Annotated in this window: 19 protein-coding genes and 1 pseudogene; 13 read left to right on the top strand and 7 right to left on the bottom strand. The window is 46.3% G+C overall.

The window, feature by feature from the left end; translation table 11 throughout:
• The first annotated feature begins 219 nt into the window (after positions 1–219).
• The 7 genes from mlaF (at position 220) to murA (ending at position 5,056) form a co-directional block, all read left to right on the top strand.
• The gene (gene mlaF, locus Xkoz_RS13830) at positions 220–1,023 is read left to right on the top strand and encodes a phospholipid ABC transporter ATP-binding protein MlaF (protein WP_099142715.1); all 804 of its coding nucleotides are present in this window, start codon (positions 220–222) and stop codon (positions 1,021–1,023) included.
• Positions 1,024–1,033: 10 nt separating this feature from the next.
• Positions 1,034–1,816: a lipid asymmetry maintenance ABC transporter permease subunit MlaE gene (gene mlaE, locus Xkoz_RS13825; protein ID WP_099142714.1), complete on the top strand. Its 783-nt coding sequence runs from the start codon at positions 1,034–1,036 to the stop codon at positions 1,814–1,816.
• Positions 1,817–1,820: 4 nt separating this feature from the next.
• Complete coding sequence (mlaD, locus tag Xkoz_RS13820; RefSeq protein ID WP_099142713.1) at positions 1,821–2,333, top strand: outer membrane lipid asymmetry maintenance protein MlaD; 513 nt, start codon at positions 1,821–1,823, stop codon at positions 2,331–2,333.
• Between the two features lie 33 nt (positions 2,334–2,366).
• On the top strand, positions 2,367–2,996 hold the full coding sequence (gene mlaC / locus Xkoz_RS13815) for a phospholipid-binding protein MlaC (protein WP_099142712.1): 630 nt from the start codon (positions 2,367–2,369) through the stop codon (positions 2,994–2,996).
• A gap of 1 nt (position 2,997) precedes the next feature.
• Entirely contained in the window at positions 2,998–3,351 is a 354-nt protein-coding gene (mlaB, locus tag Xkoz_RS13810; protein ID WP_099142711.1) for a lipid asymmetry maintenance protein MlaB, read from the top strand.
• Between the two features lie 129 nt (positions 3,352–3,480).
• Entirely contained in the window at positions 3,481–3,735 is a 255-nt protein-coding gene (ibaG, locus tag Xkoz_RS13805) for a BolA family iron metabolism protein IbaG (protein WP_099142755.1), read from the top strand.
• A gap of 58 nt (positions 3,736–3,793) precedes the next feature.
• Positions 3,794–5,056 (top strand): UDP-N-acetylglucosamine 1-carboxyvinyltransferase, encoded by a 1,263-nt coding sequence (murA, locus tag Xkoz_RS13800; RefSeq protein ID WP_099142710.1) that lies wholly within the window; start codon positions 3,794–3,796, stop codon positions 5,054–5,056.
• 57 nt (positions 5,057–5,113) lie between these two features.
• Here the strand turns inward: murA and degS are convergent, their stop codons facing one another.
• The 3 genes from degS to zapG form a co-directional block, all read right to left on the bottom strand.
• Positions 5,114–6,175 carry an outer membrane-stress sensor serine endopeptidase DegS gene (degS, locus tag Xkoz_RS13795; protein WP_099142709.1) on the bottom strand — a complete coding sequence of 354 codons (1,062 nt, stop codon included), beginning with the start codon at positions 6,173–6,175 and terminating at the stop codon, positions 5,114–5,116.
• Positions 6,176–6,341: 166 nt separating this feature from the next.
• The gene (gene degQ / locus Xkoz_RS13790; protein WP_099142708.1) at positions 6,342–7,721 is read right to left on the bottom strand and encodes a serine endoprotease DegQ; all 1,380 of its coding nucleotides are present in this window, start codon (positions 7,719–7,721) and stop codon (positions 6,342–6,344) included.
• Positions 7,722–8,018: 297 nt separating this feature from the next.
• A complete protein-coding gene (gene zapG / locus Xkoz_RS13780) occupies positions 8,019–8,417 on the bottom strand; it encodes a Z-ring associated protein ZapG (RefSeq protein ID WP_099142754.1) in 399 nt (132 codons plus the stop codon).
• Between the two features lie 555 nt (positions 8,418–8,972).
• Between zapG and zapE the strand changes: the two genes are divergently transcribed.
• From zapE to sspB, 5 genes are all read left to right on the top strand, one after another.
• Entirely contained in the window at positions 8,973–10,100 is a 1,128-nt protein-coding gene (zapE, locus tag Xkoz_RS13775; protein ID WP_099142707.1) for a cell division protein ZapE, read from the top strand.
• A 238-nt stretch (positions 10,101–10,338) separates the two neighbouring features.
• The gene (gene rplM, locus Xkoz_RS13770) at positions 10,339–10,767 is read left to right on the top strand and encodes a 50S ribosomal protein L13 (RefSeq protein WP_038259580.1); all 429 of its coding nucleotides are present in this window, start codon (positions 10,339–10,341) and stop codon (positions 10,765–10,767) included.
• Positions 10,768–10,782: 15 nt separating this feature from the next.
• Positions 10,783–11,175 carry a 30S ribosomal protein S9 gene (gene rpsI / locus Xkoz_RS13765; RefSeq protein ID WP_099142706.1) on the top strand — a complete coding sequence of 131 codons (393 nt, stop codon included), beginning with the start codon at positions 10,783–10,785 and terminating at the stop codon, positions 11,173–11,175.
• A gap of 428 nt (positions 11,176–11,603) precedes the next feature.
• A complete protein-coding gene (gene sspA, locus Xkoz_RS13755) occupies positions 11,604–12,245 on the top strand; it encodes a stringent starvation protein SspA (RefSeq protein WP_099142704.1) in 642 nt (213 codons plus the stop codon).
• A 3-nt stretch (positions 12,246–12,248) separates the two neighbouring features.
• Complete coding sequence (gene sspB / locus Xkoz_RS13750) at positions 12,249–12,734, top strand: ClpXP protease specificity-enhancing factor (RefSeq protein WP_099142703.1); 486 nt, start codon at positions 12,249–12,251, stop codon at positions 12,732–12,734.
• Between the two features lie 208 nt (positions 12,735–12,942).
• Here sspB and Xkoz_RS13745 read toward each other — a convergent pair whose 3' ends face one another.
• The 3 genes from Xkoz_RS13745 to gltB form a co-directional block, all read right to left on the bottom strand.
• A complete protein-coding gene (locus Xkoz_RS13745; RefSeq protein ID WP_099142702.1) occupies positions 12,943–13,536 on the bottom strand; it encodes a hypothetical protein in 594 nt (197 codons plus the stop codon).
• 338 nt (positions 13,537–13,874) lie between these two features.
• Positions 13,875–15,293: a glutamate synthase small subunit gene (locus tag Xkoz_RS13740; RefSeq protein WP_099142701.1), complete on the bottom strand. Its 1,419-nt coding sequence runs from the start codon at positions 15,291–15,293 to the stop codon at positions 13,875–13,877.
• Between the two features lie 10 nt (positions 15,294–15,303).
• Complete coding sequence (gene gltB / locus Xkoz_RS13735; RefSeq protein ID WP_099142700.1) at positions 15,304–19,761, bottom strand: glutamate synthase large subunit; 4,458 nt, start codon at positions 19,759–19,761, stop codon at positions 15,304–15,306.
• A 668-nt stretch (positions 19,762–20,429) separates the two neighbouring features.
• Between gltB and arcB the strand changes: the two genes are divergently transcribed.
• On the top strand, positions 20,430–22,766 hold the full coding sequence (arcB, locus tag Xkoz_RS13725; RefSeq protein ID WP_099142698.1) for an aerobic respiration two-component sensor histidine kinase ArcB: 2,337 nt from the start codon (positions 20,430–20,432) through the stop codon (positions 22,764–22,766).
• Between the two features lie 208 nt (positions 22,767–22,974).
• Here arcB and Xkoz_RS13720 read toward each other — a convergent pair.
• Positions 22,975–23,061, bottom strand: a pseudogene (locus Xkoz_RS13720) (IS5/IS1182 family transposase); the annotation flags it as partial.

The following is a 23,061-nucleotide window of genomic DNA, read 5'->3' as shown; positions in this document are numbered from 1 at the left end:
TAAGTCAGTTTTATTCCGAGCACAATGCCAATGATGGTTGATTTTTAAACATGGAATGTTTATTCAGCTAGACTTATACATTCTGACGATCAAGCGATAAAAAGTAAAATTTGTCACAACTTTGCTAACGCAAATTAGGCAATTTTTTGTAGTATGCATGATTAATTACTTCAATACAGTCATGAAGACAGTTCTATTAACGGTTAGGGGCTATCAATAATGAGTCAACAAACAGCAAATCTTATTGAGATCTGCGGAATGCATTTCACCAGAGGTCAACGCCCGATTTTTGCTGATATTAATCTGACCGTTCCGAAAGGAAAAATTACCGCCATTATGGGACCTTCCGGCATAGGAAAAACCACCTTACTACGCCTGATTGGGGGACAGATTCGCCCTGAACGGGGTGAAATCTGGTTTGATGGCGATAATATTCCGGCCTTGTCCCGCCCACGACTTTATGTTGCACGTAAGAAAATGAGCATGTTATTTCAGTCAGGTGCCTTGTTCACCGATCTGAATGTTTTTGACAATGTGGCTTTTCCCCTGCGTGAGCATACCCAACTGCCTGAGGCGTTGATTCATACCACCGTGATGATGAAGCTGGAAGCTGTGGGATTACGTGGCGCTGCGCACTTGATGCCATCGGAACTCTCTGGCGGTATGGCTAGGCGGGCAGCCTTGGCAAGGGCGATTGCCCTCGATCCTGATTTAATCATGTTCGATGAGCCGTTTGTTGGCCAAGATCCTATCACGATGGGGGTTTTGGTGAGGCTTATTGATGAACTAAATCATGCGCTTGGGGTGACGTGTGTTATCGTTTCTCACGATGTACCGGAAGTACTGAGCATTGCCGATTATGCTTATATTGTGGCTGAGAAGAAAGTGATCGCACAAGGTACGGCAGAACAGTTGAGAATGAATCAGGATCAACGGGTACGGCAGTTCCTTGATGGTATTGCTGATGGGCCAGTACCTTTCCGTTTCCCTGCCGGGGATTACAAAACTGAGTTATTAGGATAATGGAATGTTAATGTTAACACGGGCATTGGCGGCAATAGGCCGACGCGCGATTGAGGTGACCGCGTCATTCGGGCGTGCGGGCTTTATGCTGTTCAATGCCATCATTGGTAAGCCAGAGCCTGCCAAACAATGGACACTATTGCGTCAGCAACTTTATAGCATCGGTGTTCAATCACTTCTGATCATTGTCGTTTCAGGACTGTTTATTGGCATGGTGTTGGCCTTGCAGGGTTACCTGGTTTTGACCACATTTAGTGCGGAAGGTAGCCTCGGTATGATGGTGGCGTTATCACTGCTGCGTGAATTGGGGCCTGTGGTGACGGCACTGTTGTTTGCCGGGCGGGCGGGTTCAGCCTTGACCGCAGAAATTGGTTTAATGAAAGCCACTGAACAGATCTCCAGTCTGGAAATGATGGCCGTTGACCCGCTGCGTCGAGTCATTGCTCCGCGTTTTTGGGCCGGTTTTATCAGCATGCCTTTGCTCTCTTTGATCTTTGTTGCTGTGGGGATCATGGGGGGAGCAATAGTCGGTGTTGATTGGAAAGGCATTGATGGGGGCTTTTTCTGGTCGTCCATGCAATCTGCGGTGGAATGGCAAAAAGATTTGCTCAACTGTTTTCTCAAGAGTGTTGCTTTTGCGATTACGGTAACCTGGATTGCGCTGTTCAATGGTTATGATGCTATCCCAACATCAGAAGGGATCAGCAGGGCGACGACGCGTACGGTTGTTCATGCGTCGTTGGCGGTATTGGGTTTGGATTTTGTGCTGACAGCACTGATGTTTGGGAACTAAGTCGATGCAAAACAAGAAAAATGAAATTTGGGTTGGGATTTTTGTCTTGATTGCGCTGGCAGCAATCATTTTTTTATGCCTAAAGGTTGCCGATATCCGATCTTTCGGCAATCAGCCAACTTATCGTGTATATGCGGCATTTGACAATATCGGTGGTCTGAAAGTACGTTCACCGGTGAAAGTCGGCGGCGTCGTGATTGGTCGTGTGGAGAGGATCTGGCTGGATCATAAAACGTATACACCACAAGTTGAATTGGATATCTTCACGCAATACGACAATATTCCCAATACCAGTTCGCTTTCTATCCGAACGTCAGGGTTGTTAGGGGAGCAATATATTGCCCTCAATATCGGGTTTGATGATCCTGAATTAGGCACGTCCATGCTAAAAGATGGCGATCGTATTGAAGATACCAAGCCGGCAATGGTACTTGAAGATTTGATTGGTCAGTTCTTGTATAAGAGTAGTAGCGGAAACCAGGAAAAATCCGCTTCGGCACCTGAACAAGCACACTAAGTATCAATCTACTGATGAGGAGAAATAGCACTTATGTTTAAGCGATTACTTATGGTTGCGTTGCTGGTGGTTGCCCCATTAGCCAGCGCGACAGATCAAACTAACCCCTATGCATTGATGAAAGATGCAGCGGAAAAAACATTTAACCGTTTGAAGGAAGAGCAACCGCAGATCCGGGCCAATCCAGACATTTTGCGCCAGATTGTGCGACAAGAATTGCTGCCTTATGTACAGATAAAATATGCCGGTGCACTGGTTCTGGGACCTTACTACAAACAAGCGACCCCCGCCCAGCGTGATACCTATTTCAAGGCGTTTGAATCCTATTTGGAGCAGGCCTATGGCCAGGCTTTGGCGATGTATCACGGACAAGATTATCAGATTGCACCCGAACAGCCGTTGGGCGATAAGACAATAGTGGCTATCCGTGTCACGATTACTGATCCTAATGGACAACCGCCAATTCGTTTAGATTTTCAATGGCGTAAAAACAGTAAAACAGGTCATTGGCAGGCTTATGACATGATCGCAGAAGGTGTGAGTATGATCACGACCAAGCAGAATGAGTGGATGGATATCCTGCGTCAGAAAGGCGTTGATGGTCTGACTGAACAATTGATTCTTAGCGCGAAAGCGCCAATCACTCTCGAAAAGAAACAGTGATATGGAAAAAGGCACTCTCGACAACGGTATGATCAATAGCGAAAGCGTCAACCAAGCAACGGTGAGCTGGGAAAAAGCCGGTAACACATTGTTTCTGCAAGGTACATTGGATCGTGATAGTTTGCTTCCCCTTTGGCAACAAAAAGAGCGAGCTTTGGAAGACATCGACAACATTGATGTCTCCCAACTGAGCCATGTGGATTCTACGGGGTTGGCGCTGTTTATCCAATTAAAGGGCGAATGTCAGAACCGTGGCCGGGCATTGACCTTTTCAGGTGTCAGTGAACGCTTAAACACGTTGATAACCTTATATGGCCTGCAAGCTATTCTTAACGATAATCAGCCCACGGCGTAATTTTTTTGTTAATCAACGCCCTTGTAAGCCATCGACTTACAAGGGCGTTTTTCTTGGTTTAAGAGTTGGTTGGATTCCATTAGGATAGATATCTATTATTATTTTCTAATAACAAGTGTGAGCAACTTTATGGATACGAATGAAATTAAACAAGTGCTGATGGAAAAATTGGCACTTGATGAAGTCATCGTGAGCGGTGATGGCAGCCATTTTCAGGTTATTGCCGTTGGCGCACTTTTTGATGGCCTAAGCAGGGTTAAACAACAGCAAACGGTCTATGCGCCTTTGATGGAGTATATCGCTGATAACCGCATTCATGCATTGTCAATCAAAGCCTATACACCTGCCCAGTGGCAGCGTGATCGTAAACTCCAAGGGCTTTGAGGTTGTTTGCCCTCGCCGCGAACAGCACGTTTTAAATTAAACAAGAGAGTCATAACAGATGGATAAATTTCGTGTGAAAGGGCCTACCTGCTTGTCAGGAGAGGTGACTATTTCTGGGGCAAAAAATGCCGCCTTACCAATTATGTTCGCAGCGCTACTGGCAGAAAAACCCGTTGAATTACAGAATGTTCCTGAACTGAAAGATATTGATACCACGATCAAACTGCTCAATCGTCTGGGAACAAAAGTGGAACGTAATGGCTCTGTTTTTATTGATGCCAGTGGCGTCAATGAATATTGTGCCCCTTATGAACTCGTCAAAACCATGCGGGCTTCCATCTGGGCATTGGGACCGTTGGTGGCGCGTTTCGGTCAAGGGCAAGTCTCTTTACCCGGTGGTTGCGCGATTGGGGCGCGTCCGGTTGATCTCCATATTTCTGGCTTAGAGCAGCTTGGTGCAAAAATTGTGCTGGATGAAGGGTATGTCAAAGCCACTGTAGATGGCCGTTTGAAAGGCGCCAGTATTGTTATGGACAAAGTCAGTGTTGGGGCAACGGTTACGATCATGACGGCGGCAACCTTGGCGGAAGGCACAACGACCATTGAAAACGCCGCCCGTGAGCCTGAAATTGAAGATACGGCTAATTTTCTCAATACCCTGGGTGCCAAAATCAGCGGTGCGGGCACTGATCGCATTGTGATTGAAGGGGTTGAGCGTTTAGGGGGGGGCATCCATCGTATACTGCCTGATCGTATCGAAACGGGCACCTTCTTGATCGCGGCTGCCATTTCGCGGGGTAAGGTGATTTGTCATCATGCGAAACCTGATACTCTGGACGCCGTTTTAGCCAAGCTGCGTGAAGCCGGGGCGGATATCCAAGTAGGGGATGATTGGATTAGCCTTGATATGCATGGGCAGCGGCCGAAAGCAGTGACTTTCCGCACCGCACCACATCCGGGTTTCCCAACTGACATGCAGGCACAATTCAGCCTGTTAAATATGGTTGCGGAAGGAGCCGGCATGATCACTGAAACTATTTTTGAAAATCGTTTCATGCATATCCCTGAGTTGATTCGCATGGGCGCCAGGGCTGAAATTGAGAGTAATACCGTGCTGTGCCATGGCGTTGAAAAATTATCGGGCGCGCAGGTCATGGCGACGGATTTGCGGGCTTCTGCCAGTTTAGTGTTGGCGGGTTGCATCGCTGAAGGAACGACAGTCGTCGATCGTATTTATCATATTGACCGTGGTTACGAGCACATTGAAGATAAGCTGCGTGGCCTTGGCGCCAACATTGAGCGCATCAAGAACGCCAGCTAAACGGAATTAACTATTTTCCTCGCCCACCCTTTTTATCATCGTGGGCGAGGAAACATATTAATAGCCATCAAACTCATCAATGGTGACGTTAAATGTGAGGGAAACGCCATCGCGCAGCACAGCGACAGGAACGACACTGCCCGGACGAATTTCTGCGACTCGATCCATCGTTTCGACAGGGGAGATTGCAGGCTGATGATTGACGCTGGTAATGATGTCCCCCACTTTGATCCCGGCTTTGTCGGCAGGCCCGTTGGGCGCGATCTGGAAAACCCGCAATCCTTGAATTTGATTGATATTACTGCCTGATGAACGAATATAGGGTAATTCTCTGGCGGTGATGCCGATATATCCCCTGATAACCCGGCCATCACGGATCAATTTCTGCATAATGGTTGTTGCCAGTTTCGTTGGAATAGCAAACCCCAATCCTTCCGGTGTTGAACCAAACTCAGACTTATCGAACGTCAACGTATTGATGCCAACCAATTCTCCCAATGTATTGACCAAAGCGCCACCGGAGTTGCCCTGATTAATTGACGCATCCGTTTGCAGGAAATTCTGGCGACGGGTTGGGCTAAGGCCAACGCGCCCAGTTGCACTAATAATGCCTTGCGTGATGGTTTGCCCCAGATTGTACGGATTGCCGATAGCCAACACGATATCCCCAACATGAGCCACTCGCTTAGGATTGATCGGGATCACGGGGAGGTTTGTGGCATTAATTTTTAAGACTGCCAGATCCGTTGGGCCATCTGATCCGACTAACAGTGCTTCATAAAAGCGCCCATCTTGCAATGCGACGATAATGGAGCCGGCTTTATTGATGACATGCCTATTCGTGAGAATATAGCCCTGTTCGCTCATGATGACACCCGAACCCAAGGGCAGGAGTTCTCGGCTTTGATGGGAAAAACTGCCCATGCTGCTGCTGTAAATATTGACGACGGCAGGTGCAGCCCGGCGGACAGCTTTGCTGAAACTGGATATTTTATCGCTGCTGTTGTTATCACTCAGGACATTTTTCAAACCACTGGGACGCAGGGAGGGTATTAAGACCAGCAAAATAGCGGCAATCAATAATCCTATGAGTATAGAGCGCAATAACTTGATCAGCATGACATTATTCAGTAATAAGTGATTGAAAGAAGAATAGCATAGAAATGGACAGACACAGCATCGTACTGTGTCTGTCAGGGTACTTCAACTTGCAAATTGCGACTTGATGGGGGGTGTCGCAGTTTGAAATCGATTAGGTACAAGCTGTTTTTTTATACTCAACAGATTAATTACGCAATAATAGATAGACATTATCGTCACCACGTAAAACGTTCAATGCGATAATGGAAGGCTTCGCCTCAGTGATCTTGCGTAAGTCACCGATATTTCGTGTACGCACGTTGTTGGCACCAATAATTAAGTCATCCTTCCGCAAACCCGATATTGCAGCCGGGGAATTCTGGGCAATCGAATCCACTTTGATACCTTGGGCATTGTTAATGGTGGCATTGCTCAACGTTGCGCCTTGCAGGGCGGTACTTAAGTTTTCTGCTTTAGTAGACTCGCCATCACTGTTATCCAGTATTACGGTGACTTCAAGTGGCTTCCCTTTGCGTAACAGGCCAATTTTAACCTCTTTGCCTGGGGCGGTTGTACCCACCTTCGCGCGCAGTTCAGCGAAGCTGTTAACTTTCTTACCATCAAAGGAAATCAGGACATCGCCTGACTTGATACCCGCTTTGGCGGCGGCTGATTTAGGAATAACTTCGCTGACGAATGCCCCTTTTTGTGCTTCAACATTGAGTGCCTTGGCAATGTCTGCGGTCATCTCGGTTCCCTTGATACCCAGTATGCCGCGTTTCACTTCTCCGTGGGCAATGAGCTGGGTGGAAAGGGCCTTAGCCATATTACTTGGGATGGCAAAACCGATACCGACGTTACCCCCGCTTGGTGCGATGATAGCCGTGTTAATCCCGATCAACTCCCCTTTCAGGTTAATCAATGCGCCCCCGGAGTTACCACGGTTAATGGAGGCATCGGTCTGGATAAAGTTTTCCAAACCTTCCAGACTCAGACCGCTGCGGCCAAGGGCGGAAATGATCCCGGATGTCACAGTTTGCCCTAAGCCAAACGGGTTACCGATTGCAATAGCGTAATCGCCAACGTGCAGTTGGTCGGAATCAGCGAACTTGATGGCAGTCAAGTTCTTGGCATCTTTCAACTGTAAAAGTGCAATGTCGGTTTGTGGATCACGCCCAATGAGTTTTGCTGAGTATTCACGGCCATCATTTAACTGAATGTGTATTTTATTTGCGTTATTAATGACATGGCTATTGGTCAATACATAACCTTTATTAGCATCAATGATCACCCCAGAGCCTAACCCCGTGAATGGACGTTTTTTGGGTTCTTGTGGCGGAAAACCAGGCCCAAAGAAGAACTGGAAATCTTCGGGTAATTGAAGCTGCTGGCTTTGTACCTCTGTCCCTGAGACCTGAACAGTCACAACGGAGGGCAGCACTTTTTCCAGCATGGGAGCGAGACTGGGGAGTTCTTGACCGGCCATTGCCGCCGGTAAGGCTGCATGACTGACCATTGGAACTGAAGCTAAGGACAGTCCGATACTCATAGCGAGTGCGCTGAGCAATGTATTTTTTCTTTTCATGAATACGTTCTCTTACATACCTAAGCTAGAAAAGGAAATTGTACTTAAGAAACCTATCCTATCAGGCCATTTGGCACTTTGGGAATTACGCTTATTTGGATAGGTTCTAAGCATCATTGTTTCAATGCTGTTATGACTCTCAATGATTCAGCAAAGTTCACTAATAAAGTCGTTTTAATGATTTTCTTTACAGGTATTTACGTGAATAAAAAATAAAAAACAAAACTTTTTCCATTGGATGAAATGGCATCACAGCAAGCCGTGGCAACAATGGCTACCACGGCAAAGTTTAATGAATTATTTATCTTGAACTGGACGGAATAGGCCAGATGCGCCCTCAGAATAATCCCGTGGCGGCATGTTATCAGTCACTTTATTTTTCTCAGCGTCGGATTCGCTCAGACGATAATTGAAAGGATTATCCTGTACTGACAGGTTAGGCATCAGTTCATTGGAACTTTTAGCCATGTGCTGATACAACTGACGGTAATCGCGCGCCATATTATCAAGTAATTCAGCGCTATGGGCGAAATGGCTGACCAGCTCTGTGCGGTATTCTTCCAGTTCAGCCCGACTTTTCTCCAATTCAGCCTGTAGGGCACTTTGTTGGCGAAGTTTTGAACTGCCAAAGCGGACAGCCAGCGCGCCGACAATAAAACCAATGATTAATCCGATCAGTGCATATTCCCAAGTCATGGCAACTCCTTTAGTAACCTCATTGTTCTGCAATGTTCTATATAGCTTTTCATCATAGTAAGACCCCCGAACCCAGTTCATCCCTGACTCCTCGCCGCGCGAGGAGTCAGGGAGTGTCCTACAATTTTGAAATCTTATTTAGAGCTTTATCCCATTAGGCCGTTCTGTTCTCGAGGATAACAACTATTGGGATAAGCTCTTGGTTCATGATGACCACTATAACCGCTAATTTAGTCAGAGTGGAATATTGTTTATTATTTAATTCATTTATCTGCTACCTAATAGATTAATTTTATACAGGTTTGCCAAAGTATGTAGTCGAAAATTCTTAATCCAAAATAGCGATCCCAAGGGTTCCTGAGTTGCAATGTGATGGCAAGAGTGGGGGCTAATAGCGTCAACAAGGCTGCAATTTGAAAGCGGAAAGGTATAGTTAAGATGCCTGATAGATCGTAATTTGCCGTGCACAGTAAAGAGTCAGTAGGATAGGTGATTCCCTGCTGTCAAATTGACGATACGCATTGAAAATAAAAAATTTTAAGGATTGCCATTTTCATGTCACCGATTACACCTTCATCTCTCTATCAATCAGCACTGTCTGATAGTCAGTATCAGCCTGACGAAGTACAGCGCAAGACTGTTGAGCGTCTCGATATCATTCATCGCGACCTTATCAATGCCCAATCCTGCCACACTCCTCAAGCCAATGGACTGAAAGGTCTATTCGACAAGTTGTTTGGTCGGCAAGCCCCAGAGCAATGTCGCCCTGTCCAGGGGCTTTATATGTGGGGAGGTGTCGGGCGAGGCAAAACGTGGTTGATGGATATGTTTTACCAGAGCTTGCCCACAGAACGAAAATTGCGTCTCCATTTTCACCGTTTCATGTTGCGGGTACATGAAGAGCTTACAACGTTACAAGGCCATGAGAACCCTTTAGAAATAGTCGCTGAGGGTTTCAAAGCGCAGACAGACATCCTCTGTTTTGACGAATTTTTTGTCTCTGACATTACGGATGCCATGCTGCTTGGCACCTTGCTGAAAGCCCTGTTTGCACGGGGAATTGCCTTGGTAGCCACATCCAACATTCCCCCTGATGAGCTATACCGGAATGGATTGCAGCGCGCCCGATTTTTGCCCGCTATCGAGCTGATCAAACAATATTGTGATGTCATGAATGTCGATGCCGGTATCGATTATCGCCTACGGACACTGACACAAGCTCATCTCTATTTAACGCCATTGTCGGAAAAGAATCGGCAGGAGATGCAGCATATATTCCAGCGCTTGGCCGGGCGAGAAGGCGAGCCGAATCCAGTATTGGCGATCAATCATCGCAGCATGCCGGCAATCAGCAGCGTTGATGGGGTCTTGGCCATCGATTTCAAAACGCTGTGCCAGGATGCACGCAGCCAACGGGACTATATTGCCCTGTCGAAGATTTATCACTCGGTTTTATTGCACGAAATGCCAATTATCACGATATCGGATGAAAGTGCTGCGCGGCGTTTCATTGCCTTGGTGGATGAATTTTATGAGCGCCAGGTGAAGCTCATTATTAATGCCGACGCCCCGATGGAACAGATTTATCAAGGTGAGTTGTTGACGTTTGAATATCAACGGTGCCTATCCCGATTGCAGGAAATGCAAAGTGAGGAATACCTGAAACTCCCGCATTTACCCTGAGTTCTTTCTTTGCCAATTGGATAATTATTGAATTTGGGGTCGATTTTTTATGATGAGTTCTCTATAATCTTGCGACCCCACGTTACAGCAGGATTTTTTTTCCCAAAAAACTTGCATTAGTGCCGGCATAGGCTATTCGAAGGGGTAGGTTTGCTGGACATGAGTCGTGTGAACCTCAATAACAGTTTCTGAACATCGAGTGTTCACCAACGTGTAACTTATAATTGGGTAAGCTTTAATGAAAACTTTTACAGCTAAACCAGAAACCGTAAAACGCGACTGGTATGTTGTTGACGCGGATGGCAAAACTTTAGGCCGTCTTGCAACTGAAATAGCTCGTCGCTTACGCGGCAAGCACAAAGCGGAATATACTCCGCACGTTGATACTGGTGATTACATCATTATTGTTAACGCAGAAAAAGTTGCTGTAACTGGCAATAAACGTGCTGACAAAATTTATTATCACCACACTGGCCACATCGGTGGTATCAAGCAAGCGACCTTTGAAGAGATGATTGCCCGCCGTCCTGAGCGTGTCATTGAAATCGCGGTTAAAGGCATGCTGCCAAAAGGGCCACTGGGTCGTGCAATGTACCGTAAACTGAAAGTTTACGCGGGCAGCGAGCACAACCACGCGGCACAGCAACCACAAGTTCTGGACATTTAATCGGGATTATAGGCAATGGCTGAAAATCAATACTACGGCACTGGTCGCCGCAAAAGCTCTTCCGCTCGTGTCTTCATTAAGCCAGGTAGCGGTAACATCGTAATCAACCAGCGCAGTCTCGAAGTTTACTTCGGTCGTGAAACTGCACGCATGGTTGTTCGTCAACCTCTTGAGCTGGTTGACATGCTGGGCAAACTGGATCTGTACATCACTGTTAAAGGTGGTGGTATTTCTGGTCAGGCAGGCGCAATCCGTCACGGTATCACCCGTGCACTGATGGCTTATGACGAAACTCTGCGTGGCGAACTTCGCAAAGCTGGCTTCGTGACTCGCGATGCTCGTGAAGTTGAACGTAAGAAAGTGGGTCTGCGCAAAGCGCGTCGTCGTCCACAGTTCTCCAAACGTTAATTTATTGCCGCAATTGTGGCAGTGGATTAAAGTTAAAAGCCCGTCATTTTTATGGCGGGTTTTTTTATCCCTTCAGGTGTTTCATTCTTCGATAATTCACTCTTTTTTTGCCAAAAAATAGCATTTTTGAGAAATAAACACTTAGACTCTACTATTTCATCATTAATTCTTAATCTACTTCCCCCCAAAATGTGCAAAATCTGGTAGACTAGTAGCAATTTTTTGCCTTATCCATGAGTTTGCCCGATTTGGCAGAGGTAATATATCCCAAGAGATTTCTCGTTACAGCCAATTACAGCAGTCACCAGAAGCGAAAGGGAATAACCTCGGAATAATAAGTGCGAAACAGGATGAGAATATGAGCGAGAATAGCCGCTGTTCATTAAAGGGCTGTTCGTTCCTTTTTTTAGATAAACTTGGAGGTTTTCATGGCCGTCGCTGCCAACAAACGTTCGGTAATGACTCTGTTTTCCGGCCCGACCGACATTTTTAGCCATCAAGTAAGAATTGTACTGGCGGAAAAAGGGGTCAGCGTCGAGATTGAACACGTTGAAGCAGGTAATTTGCCCCAGGATTTGATTGACTTGAATCCTTACCAATCTGTTCCTACTCTCGTTGATCGTGAGCTGACCCTGTATGATTCTCGCATCATTATGGAATATCTGGATGAGCGTTTCCCGCATCCACCACTCATGCCTGTGTATCCTGTCGCACGAGGTTCCAGTCGCTTGATGATGCATAGAATTGAAAAAGATTGGTATTCCCTGATGTACAAAATTCAGGAAGGAAGTGTTCAGGAAGCGAATGCTGCCCGTAAACAACTTGCTGAAGAATTGTTGGCAATTGGGCCGATTTTCAGAGAAATGCCGTTCTTTATGAGTGAAGAATTCAGCTTGGTTGATTGCTATTTGTCTCCTCTGTTGTGGCGTTTGCCTGTCTTGGGGGTTGATCTGTCAGGGCCAGGTGCAAAAGAACTTCAGGTCTATATGCAGCGTGTATTTGAGCGTGATGCATTTTTGGCCTCATTGACAGAAGCAGAACGTGAAATGCGTTTACAATCACGGAGTTAATGTATGGAGATGACTCAAATGTCTCCACGCCGCCCTTATCTATTGCGGGCACATTATGAATGGCTGTTGGATAATGACATGACCCCGCATCTTGTTGTGGATGTTAACTTTTATGGCGTTAACGTCCCGATAGAATATGCACAAAATGGGCAAATTATTTTGAATATCTCGCCGAGAGCGGTTGGCAATTTGCAATTGACGAACGATGAAGTGAGGTTCAATGCCCGATTTGGTGGTGTTGCTCGCCAAGTGACTGTTCCAATGGCGGCTGTGATTGCGGTTTACGCCCGTGAAAATGGCGCGGGAATGATGTTTGAGCCAGAACTCGCCTATGACGCGGATAATACTGAGTCAGAAGAAACGGTTATACCGGCAGAGGATAATCTGGTCCTGATCCATGATAGAAAATTTTCTCGCGATGATGATTCGCCAGATGACGAGCCACCTCAGCCGCCAAAGGGCCGCCCAACCTTACGTGTCGTAAAATAATTGTTCAAAGATCATACCCAATAGATTTCAACTTGCAGCCCGCAAGGTGGCGGCTTAGAAAGTGAAGGGGATCGTTAAAGATAAAAATAGAGGAGATATTGATCTCCTTTATTTTTAACCACGTTCATCTTGATGTGATATTTATCATTTTCAAGTTACCGTGTTGACAACCAAGCAGTAACTTGAAAGGTGAAAAATAAAGCCGATATTACAAGTAAGCGCTATGCATTCTCTCAAATTCCCAGAGACAGGTTTCGATATTATCCAGGTTTTCCCCTCTATTATATTTTTCCGCCGCTCTTAGGCTGGTTACCATTTTCTTGGCAAAATTTCTTTGTTGGTTTAGCCCTTTGATCGTTGAAGGTATATTACAGATATCAGGAAATGAGAGGGTGCGGTGTGCTTTTGTCAGCGCCAATATTTCTACAGGGTGTTCAATTAGGACATCTGATAAAGCGTCAATAATTTGCTGGGAAAATTTTGGATGGGTATTAGGGTATAGTTTAAAAGCAATTTGTAACCATTGCTTATCACCCGTCTTAATATTCTGGATGATTTTTTCCTGTCCATATTCTGCGTTTATTTCCGCCACAACCGAATTGACTCCTCTTTCTCGCACCTGCTGCATGATTTTGTCAGGAGTGGAAAATTTGGTTAGTGGGGGTACATCTGCCGCAACAGAATTGACTTTTCTTTCTCGCATTTGCTGCATACTTTCGTCAGAAATAGAGGTTTTAGCGAGTGAGGGTGAACTTGCTAACGATATGAAAGAGAAGCAGAGTACCTGGGTAAGTAAGTGCATATATTTCTACCTGTTATTATTACTTTAATAATCTTTTATTTCATCTCTATTTAATCAGTTCCACTCAGCAATTTTCTTTTCGAAAAAAATAAACCTTGTTGCTGTATTAGGGTATTGCTCTATAGGTATATTGCTATAATGAGCGGGAGATTAAATCGATATATTTAACTTTAAGATCTAAGAATAGTCGTATAAATCCGAAAAATACAACCAATCTGGTAGTAAAACAAAATAAAAAAATGGGGATATGGGTATTGGAGGAGGGCTTCTCCGACAGAAAAGTCGGAGAAGCCATTAGAAAAAAGAATTGAATGCTACTTTGAGTCTTACATTGAATACTACACTTCGAGATAATCAAGAATACCGGAAGCCGCTTTTCTGCCTTCATCAATGGCGGTCACGACCAGATCAGAGCCACGTACAGCGTCCCCACCTGCGAATATTTTCGGGTTGTTGGTTTGGAAAGGCAGCGCATTGGTGCCAGGCGCGATAATACGGCCTTTTTGATCGAGCTTGACTTGATGTCCATCCAGCCAACTCATCGTGTGGGGTGTGAAACCAAATGCCATGATCACGGCATCGGCTTCTATCAAAAATTCGGAACCTTGAATAATTTCAGCCTGCCGACGGCCTTTTTCATCGATGGCACCCAGTTGTGTTTTCACCACCTTGGCACCACAAACCCGCCCCATGCTGTTAATCTCAATGCTCATTGGTTGCAGGTTAAAGCGGAACTCAACCCCTTCTTCTTTAGCATTTTTAACTTCACGGCGCGAGCCAGGCATATTTTCTTCATCCCGCCGATAGGCACAGATAACCTGGGTTGCGCCCTGGCGAATCGAAGTACGGACGCAGTCCATTGCTGTATCACCGCCGCCCAGTACCAAAACACGTTTACCCTTCATATCAATATAAGGTTGTTCAGGCAAGGAAGGATAACCCATCAAATGGCGGGTGTTGGCGATTAGAAAAGGCAAGGCGTCAAATACCCCATCGGCGTTTTCATTCGCGAGTCCACCATGAATGGATTGATATGTACCCACCCCAAGAAATACGGCATCAAACTCTTTGGTGAGCTCATCCAATGTGATGTCCCGGCCAATCTCTGTATTGAGACGGAATTCAATGCCCATCCCGGAAAATATTTCACGGCGGCGAATGATGACCTCTTTTTCCAGTTTAAAGGCGGGAATACCAAATGTGAGCAAGCCACCAATTTCAGGATGGCGATCATAAACCACGACCTGTACACCATTACGGGTCAGGACATCAGCACAAGCTAATCCTGCTGGTCCTGCCCCAACCACGGCGACACGCTTTCCTGTTGGAATAACGTGCGACATATCCGGTTTCCAGCCCATCGCAATAGCCGTGTCATTAATGTAGCGCTCAATGTTGCCGATGGTGACAGCACCGAAATCATCATTTAGCGTACAGGCACCTTCACACAGACGATCTTGCGGACAAACGCGCCCACACACTTCCGGTAAGCTGTTGGTCTGGTGCGATAATTCTGCTGCTTCAATGATGCGCCCTTCGTTGGCGAGTTTCAGCCAATTCGGGATGTAGTTATGAACGGGACATTTCCATTCACAATAGGGATTACCACAGGAGAGACAGCGATCGGCTTGTGCCTGTGCCTGAATTTCAGAAAAGGGTTCATAAATCTCAATAAATTCTATTTTTCTGATTTTCAACGGTTTCTTAGGTGGATCGACACGCTGTAAGTCGATAAATTGATAAACATTCTGACTCATTATTGACTCCTTACTGTGCCTGAACCCGTAATTCGGCAGAAGAACGGCTACGGTGCCCTAACAAGGCATTGATATCACTGGATTTAGGTTTAACCAACGCAAACTTATTGACCCATTGAGACCAATTTTCCAAGATACATTCACCGTGTTGAGAGTTTGTCAGACGGACGTGTTCGGTGATTAATCCCCGCAAATGTTCTTTGTGAATGGCAAGGGTATCGATTGAAAGCACTTCCACCAGTTCTGGATTGACGCGTTTGCGGAAATCATTGAATTCATCAAGTACATAAGCAAACCCACCGGTCATGCCTGCGCCAAAATTGACGCCAGTATTGCCTAACACACAGACGATCCCGCCGGTCATATATTCACAGCCATTGTCGCCTATCCCTTCAATAACGGTGATAGCGCCTGAATTACGGACGGCGAAACGTTCACCGGCACGTCCGGCAGCAAAGAGTTTTCCGCCGGTTGCCCCATAAAGGCAGGTATTGCCGATAATCGTGGTTTCATGACTTTTAAATGCTGAGCCAATGGGAGGAAGGATCGTAATGCAGCCACCCGCCATCCCCTTACCGACATAATCATTGGCATCGCCAATTAACGTCAGTTCGACACCGCCAGCATTCCAGACGCCAAAACTTTGTCCGGCGGTTCCATTGAAATACAGTTTGATAGGGTCGGCGGCTCGCCCTTGATCACCATACCGAGCCGCAATTTCACCGGAGAGGGTGGCACCAACAGAGCGATCGGTATTTTGGATATCAAAATAGAACGTCTTGCTTTGTGCGCTTTCCACATAGGGCATCGCCTGGGTGACGATCGCTTTATTCAGTGAACCCTGGTCAAAAGGCGGGTTGTCTTCTGTACAATGCAGCGCCTTGCCGATGTGAGGCTCTGCTGTTTCCAGCAAGGGTTCAAGATTGAGTTTACTTTGCTTCGCCGAAATGCCCTCAAGGATCGCCAGCAAGTCTGTTCGACCAATCAGGTCAGTCAGTTTTTTCACCCCTAGTTGCGCCAGCAGCTCACGTGTTTCCTGCGCAATAAAGCGGAAATAGTTAATGACCCTTTCTGGCAGGCCATGATAATGAGACTGGCGTAGTTTTTCGTCTTGCGTAGCGACACCGGTGGCGCAGTTATTGAGGTGACAAATGCGCAAATATTTACAGCCGAGGGCAACCATTGGGCCAGTACCAAACCCGAAACTTTCTGCCCCTAAAATAGCCGCCTTAATAATATCCAGCCCCGTTTTCAGCCCCCCATCAACCTGAAGGCGGATTTTATGGCGTAGTCCATTGGCAACCAGTGCTTGTTGGGTTTCCACAACGCCCAATTCCCACGGACAACCCGCGTATTTGACAGAAGAGAGTGGGCTGGCACCCGTTCCACCGTCATAACCGGCAATGGTGATCAGGTCGGCATAGGCTTTGGCTACACCTGTGGCAATGGTGCCTACCCCAGGCTCTGAAACCAATTTGACGGAGATCAGCGCTTTTGGATTCACCTGCTTAAGATCGAAAATCAATTGGGCGAGATCTTCAATGGAGTAGATATCGTGATGGGGGGGGGGAGAAATCAGGGTCACTCCCGGCACGGAGTAACGCAATTTGGCAATATAAGGCGTAACCTTATCCCCAGGTAATTGACCCCCTTCTCCGGGTTTTGCACCCTGGGCGACTTTTATCTGGATCACATCGGCACTGGCCAAATACGCTGGCGTCACGCCAAATCTGCCGGAAGCGACTTGCTTGATACGGGAAACTTTCTTTGTACGATAACGGGCAGGATCTTCCCCGCCTTCGCCAGAGTTGGAAAACCCGCCCAGCGTATTCATGGCCTCTGCCAGCGCTTCATGGGCTTCAGGGCTGAGTGCGCCAATTGACATGGCGGCGGTATCAAAACGTTTGAACAGTTCTTCTGCGGGTTCAACCTCTTCAATGTTGATCGGATCACCTTGAGGAGCAAGGGCGAGCAGATCCCGCAACGTTGTGATAGGACGTCCATTAACCCGTTCGGAGTATTTCAGGTAATCACGGTAGTTGCCACTGTGAACGGCGGCCTGCAATGTACTGACAATATCCGGGTTATAGGCGTGATATTCTCCATTATGGACATATTTCAACAGCCCCCCTTGATCGATAGGGTAGCGATGTAACCATGCCCGTTTGGAAAGATTACGCAGATCTTGTTCAAAATCACTGAAATCTGCCCCGCCAATACGACTGACGACACCATTGAAGCAGATATCTGTCACATCCTGATGCAAGCCGACGGCTTCGAACAATTTAGAGCAGCGGTAAGAGGAAATGGTAGAGATGCCCATTTTGGACATAATCTTATACAGCCCCTTATTAATGCCATTGCGATAATTAAGCATGACGCGGGCATATGGCGCATTGATTTTGCCATCATCCACCATTTTACCCAGCGATTCATAGGCTAAATAAGGGTAAACCGCGGTGGCGCCAAAGCCAATCAATACCGCAAAATGGTGCGGATCACGCGCACTGGCGGTTTCCACGATCAGGTTAGTATCGCAGCGCAGGTTTTTCTCGACCAGGCAGTGTTGGATCGCACCGACAGCCATTGGCGCAGGAATTGGCACTCGTTCGGGGGCAATATCGCGATCGGATAACACCAGCAATACCGCCCCATTGCGTGCCAGTTCTTCTGCCTTTTCACATAACGTTGAGACAGCACATTTCAGCGTGATTTCCTGTGGATTGAAGGTCAAATCCAACTTTTCAGCCCGATAATAGGATTCCTGATGTGTTGTCAGTTGGACAAAATCAGAGTAGAGCAGGACGGGGGACGCAAAGCACAGTCGATGAGCCTGTCCCTCTGCCTCACAAAAGACATTCATTTCGCGCCCAATACGGGTAGCCAGAGACATCACATGAGCTTCACGCAAGGGATCGATGGGCGGGTTGGTGACTTGGGCGAATTGCTGACGAAAATAATCGTAGATAATGCGTGGGCGGCTGGAAAGCACGGCAAAGGGGGTATCGTCCCCCATTGAACCGGTTGCTTCTTGGGCATTTTCACCGAGGGTATGAATAACCTGATCCAACTCCTCATTACTGTAGGCAAACTGCTTGTGATAAGTTGCCAACAGGCGGTCATCTAAATCCCGCTGCCCAACCTGTTCTTCCGGCAGCTCTTCAAAGGGAATCAACCGCTTGACGTTTTTCTCCAGCCATTCTTTATAAGGGTGGCGGCTTTTCAAATCATTGTCCGTTTCGGCCGAGTGGAGAATACGCCCCTCATAGGTATCGATAACCATTAATTCACCTGGCCCAACACGGCCTTTCTCGACAACTTCATCCGGTTTGTAATCCCAGATACCAATTTCAGACGCACAGGTGATGAGCTTATCTTTGGTAATCACATAACGGGCAGGGCGCAAGCCATTGCGATCCAGATTACAGGCGGCATAGCGTCCATCGGAGATAACGATACCGGCTGGACCATCCCAAGGCTCCATGTGCATGGAATTAAAATCGAAGAACGCCCGCAGATCGTCATCCATATCGGGATTATTTTGCCATGCCGGTGGGACGAGCAAACGCATTGCGCGGATTAAATCCATACCGCCATTGAGAAACAGCTCCAGCATGTTATCCAGTGAGCTGGAATCGGAACCGGTTTCATTAACAAAAGGCGCGGCGGTATGTAAATCAGGGATAAGTGGAGTACGGAACTTATAGGCCCTGGCCTTAGCCCATTCACGGTTTCCCGTAATGGTGTTGATTTCCCCATTGTGAGCCAGATAGCGAAAAGGCTGTGCCAGCGGCCAACGGGGGACGGTATTCGTTGAAAAGCGTTGGTGGAATAAACAGATGGCAGATTCCATGCGTAAATCGGCCAAATCGGGGTAGAAACGCGGTAAATCCGCCGCCATGCACAGCCCTTTATAAATCGTGACCAGATTGGATAGGCTGCAAATATAAAAGTCGTTATCGCTGATGCGTTTTTCTATGCGGCGTCGGCAAACAAACAGGCGGCGTTCCAGATCTTGTGGCCGCCACCCGGCTGGTGCATTGATAAAAACTTGCTCAATGCGAGGGAGGCTTGATAGGGCAATATCACCCAGAATATCGCGATTGATAGGCACTTCCCGCCAACCCACAATGGACAAGGTTTCGTGCTGTAATTCTTGTTCGATAATATCACGACATAATTGGGCGGCTTGGGCATCCTGGCTTAAGAACAACATGCCGACAGCATAATTTTTAGCGAGCCGCCATGACTGCTCCTTGGCGATCATATGAAAGAAGCGGTCTGGTTTTTGCATTAACAAACCGCAACCGTCCCCTGTTTTTCCATCCGCTAAAATCGCGCCCCGGTGTTGCATCCGAGCCAGTGCGTGTATGGCTGTGCGGACTACTTTATGGCTTGGCTCCCCTTCAATATGGGCGATTAATCCAAAGCCACAGTTATCTTTTTCCTGCAATTGATTATACAACATTGTAAAGCTCCCCAAGTTCTGTCCGGCTCTCACATCACTCGCGAGATGACATCGATTCTATTATTTCTACAGGCGTCTAATTCGCGCCCTCAGTAAAACGCCACTTGTTTTATTGGCATTAACAAGCGGTGAATCAAAATGATGTTATGTCACTATCACTGCATAAATATGAGTCAGGGAATTACCTGACAGGTGACTTTCAGTGAATTCCCAACTTAACGGTAAAATTGGAGTAGGTCAAATCGCATCAAATCACGTATTTTACCGGCATTTTTTGTTTATTTTATTGATTTTAATGAGTAAATGGCGGGTTTTTGTATTTTGTGACTCAGATCATCTCTCTTAAATGATGTGAGTTATATCACTAAAATAACCCTATTATCTGTTTTAGATATGCTTTAAAATCCATCAATTTCGGAATTTTATTCTGGTTTTTAATGATAAGGCAAATTTATATCGTGTATTTTTCGATTTGTAAGAGGAAGTGATTGGTTGTTTATTAGCCCAAAGAGAAATGGCTTAGGTGTATTTGAATAATTATTCCTGTTTTTTGGGATTTTATTCTTGATCGGAAATGGGACAGGATATCCCTCAACGAAGTTGGGACTTTTTTACGTTATGATTCAATCTGGTGATTTTTCTGGGAACGATTTTACTGGGAGCTGGTTATGAAGCTGATCCGAGGGCTTGCCCAATATTATGTAGATTTGATGATGAAACTGGGGTTGGTGCGTTTTTCTCTCTTACTTGCATCGGCTTTGGTGATTCTGGCCATGGCAATGCAGATGGCGGTGACATTCGTACTGCATGGCGAAGTACAGCGCATTGATTTAATTCGCTCCATCTTTTTTGGTTTACTCATTACCCCTTGGGCGGTCTATTTCCTCTCTGTCGTCGTAGAACAACTTGAAGAATCCCGTCAGCGTTTATCGAGTCTGGTCGCAAAACTTGAAGAAATGCGTCAGCGTGATGCGAAATTAAATCAACAACTTAAAGAAAACATCACCCAATTAAACCAGGAGATCAGCGACAGGGAAAAGGCAGAAACAGCCCATTTGATTTTGCTGGATAAACTGAAATTGGAAATGGAGCAGCGTGAAAAAACCCAGATTGAACTTGAGCAACAGTCAATTCTATTGCGCTCATTTTTGGATGCCTCCCCTGATTTGGTTTATTACCGCAATGAAGATAATGAATTTTCCGGTTGTAATAGGGCAATGGAATTGTTGACTGGCAAAAGCGAAAAACAGCTTATCGGCTTGACGCCGACCGAGGTTTACGATGAAGAGATTGCCAGCAAGGTGATGGAAACTGATGAAAAAGTATTTCGCCACAATGTCTCCCTGACCTATGAACAATGGTTAGTTTACCCCGATGGCCGTAAGGCCTGTTTTGAACTCAGGAAAGTCCCTTTTTATGATCGGGTTGGGAAACGACATGGGTTAATGGGATTTGGGCGCGATATAACGGAGCGTAAGCGCTATCAGGACGCATTGGAGAATGCCAGCAGGGATAAGACGACTTTTATCTCAACGATTAGCCATGAGCTTCGTACGCCTTTAAATGGCATTGTCGGCTTGAGTCGGATACTGCTAGATACCGATTTAAAACCAGAACAATGTCAATATCTGGAAACCATTCATGTCAGTGCCATTACTTTGGGGAATATTTTCAACGATATCATAGAACTAGATAAAATTGAGCGCCGTAAAGTCCAGCTTGATAATCAACCGGTTGATTTCACTGGCTTCATGACAGACCTGGAAAACATTTCAGGTTTATTGGCGCAGCCGAAAGGACTTAAATTTGTTCTGGAACCCGTGTTGCCACTCCCAACAAAAGTGCTGACCGATGGCACCCGTTTGCGGCAAATTTTGTGGAACCTGATTAGCAATGCGGTGAAATTTACGCCTAAAGGTGAAATTAAGGTGCGTATCTGGAGTGAGGAAGAACGCCTGTTCTTTGAAGTGACAGATTCCGGTATTGGTATTCCTTCTGACGAGCTGGAAAAAATCTTCGCCATGTATTATCAGGTTAAGGATAGTGCTGGCAGGCATCCTGCAACCGGAACAGGAATTGGCCTTGCAGTTTCGAAGCGCCTTGCCCAAGGCATGGGGGGAGACATTGAAGTGAAAAGCACGTTAGGTAAAGGTTCTTGCTTTACTCTGTCTGTCATTGCCCCTGCTGTTGACGAACACCCGGAAGAGAAGCGTAAACAAGAGACGATGCCATTACCGGCGCTGAATATCTTATTGGTCGAGGATATTGAATTGAACGTTATTGTGGCCCGTTCTGTCCTGGAAAAATTGGGGAACAGTGTGGATGTCGCCATGAATGGTCGTGATGCACTGGCAATGTTTGACCCTGATGAATATGACCTGGTGTTACTGGATATCCAATTGCCGGATATGACGGGGTTGGATATCGCCCGCCAATTGCACCAGCGTTACGCTTCCCAATCCTTGCCGCCTTTGATCGCCCTGACAGCCAACGTATTGAAGGATAAAAAAGAGTACCTTGATGCGGGTATGGATGATGTGCTCAATAAACCGTTGTCTGTCAAGGCATTGACTGCCGTGATAGAAAAATATTGGGGTAATGGCGCGGGATCTGGCAACACCTTAGCGGGAATTGATATTGCGGGTCAGGGTACAGAACGGCTGGATACGGAGATGCTTAACCAGTATATCGAATTGGTTGGGCCAAAAATGATTGCAGACAATTTGGTTATTTTTGAAACCATGATGCCAAGCTACCTTGCCTTGCTGGATTCCAATATGACCGCCAGAGATCAAAAAGGGATCACGGAAGAGGCGCATAAGATTAAGGGGGCGGCGGGTTCAGTCGGGTTGCGCCATTTGCAGCAATTGGCTCAGCAGATCCAGTCACCCGATTTACCTGCGTGGTGGGATAATGTTCAGGAATGGGTGGATGAGTTAAAGTTAGAATGGAAACAAGATATAGAAATATTAAGAAACTGGTTGTCTGGTTTTACAAAAAAATAACCCCAACCGAAGTTGGGGTGCGCTAATACTGCGCCAACACCAGGGAAACTTGTTTACCCGCTTATCTAAGATTTATTTTCGGTGCGAGTGATTAAAGAATTCTTTCACACAGAACACAAGTACCAACATAGCAAAGATAAGATTTTTTGTTACAAGATTCATTAAAATCTGTGATGAAGATTGGTGTTTAACCCTCTAGACGATGTCGTCATGAGATTTTCAGCCAAAGAACAAGGCAACGGATTTGCACTGCGGCAAGAAAAGACGCGCTATTTTTTGCATAGCGAGTGGCTAT

Origin of the sequence: Xenorhabdus kozodoii (assembly GCF_002632875.1) — a bacterium.
GTDB classification, from domain to species: Bacteria; Pseudomonadota; Gammaproteobacteria; order Enterobacterales; family Enterobacteriaceae; genus Xenorhabdus; species Xenorhabdus kozodoii.
This window is presented reverse-complemented; position numbering and strand designations above follow the sequence as displayed.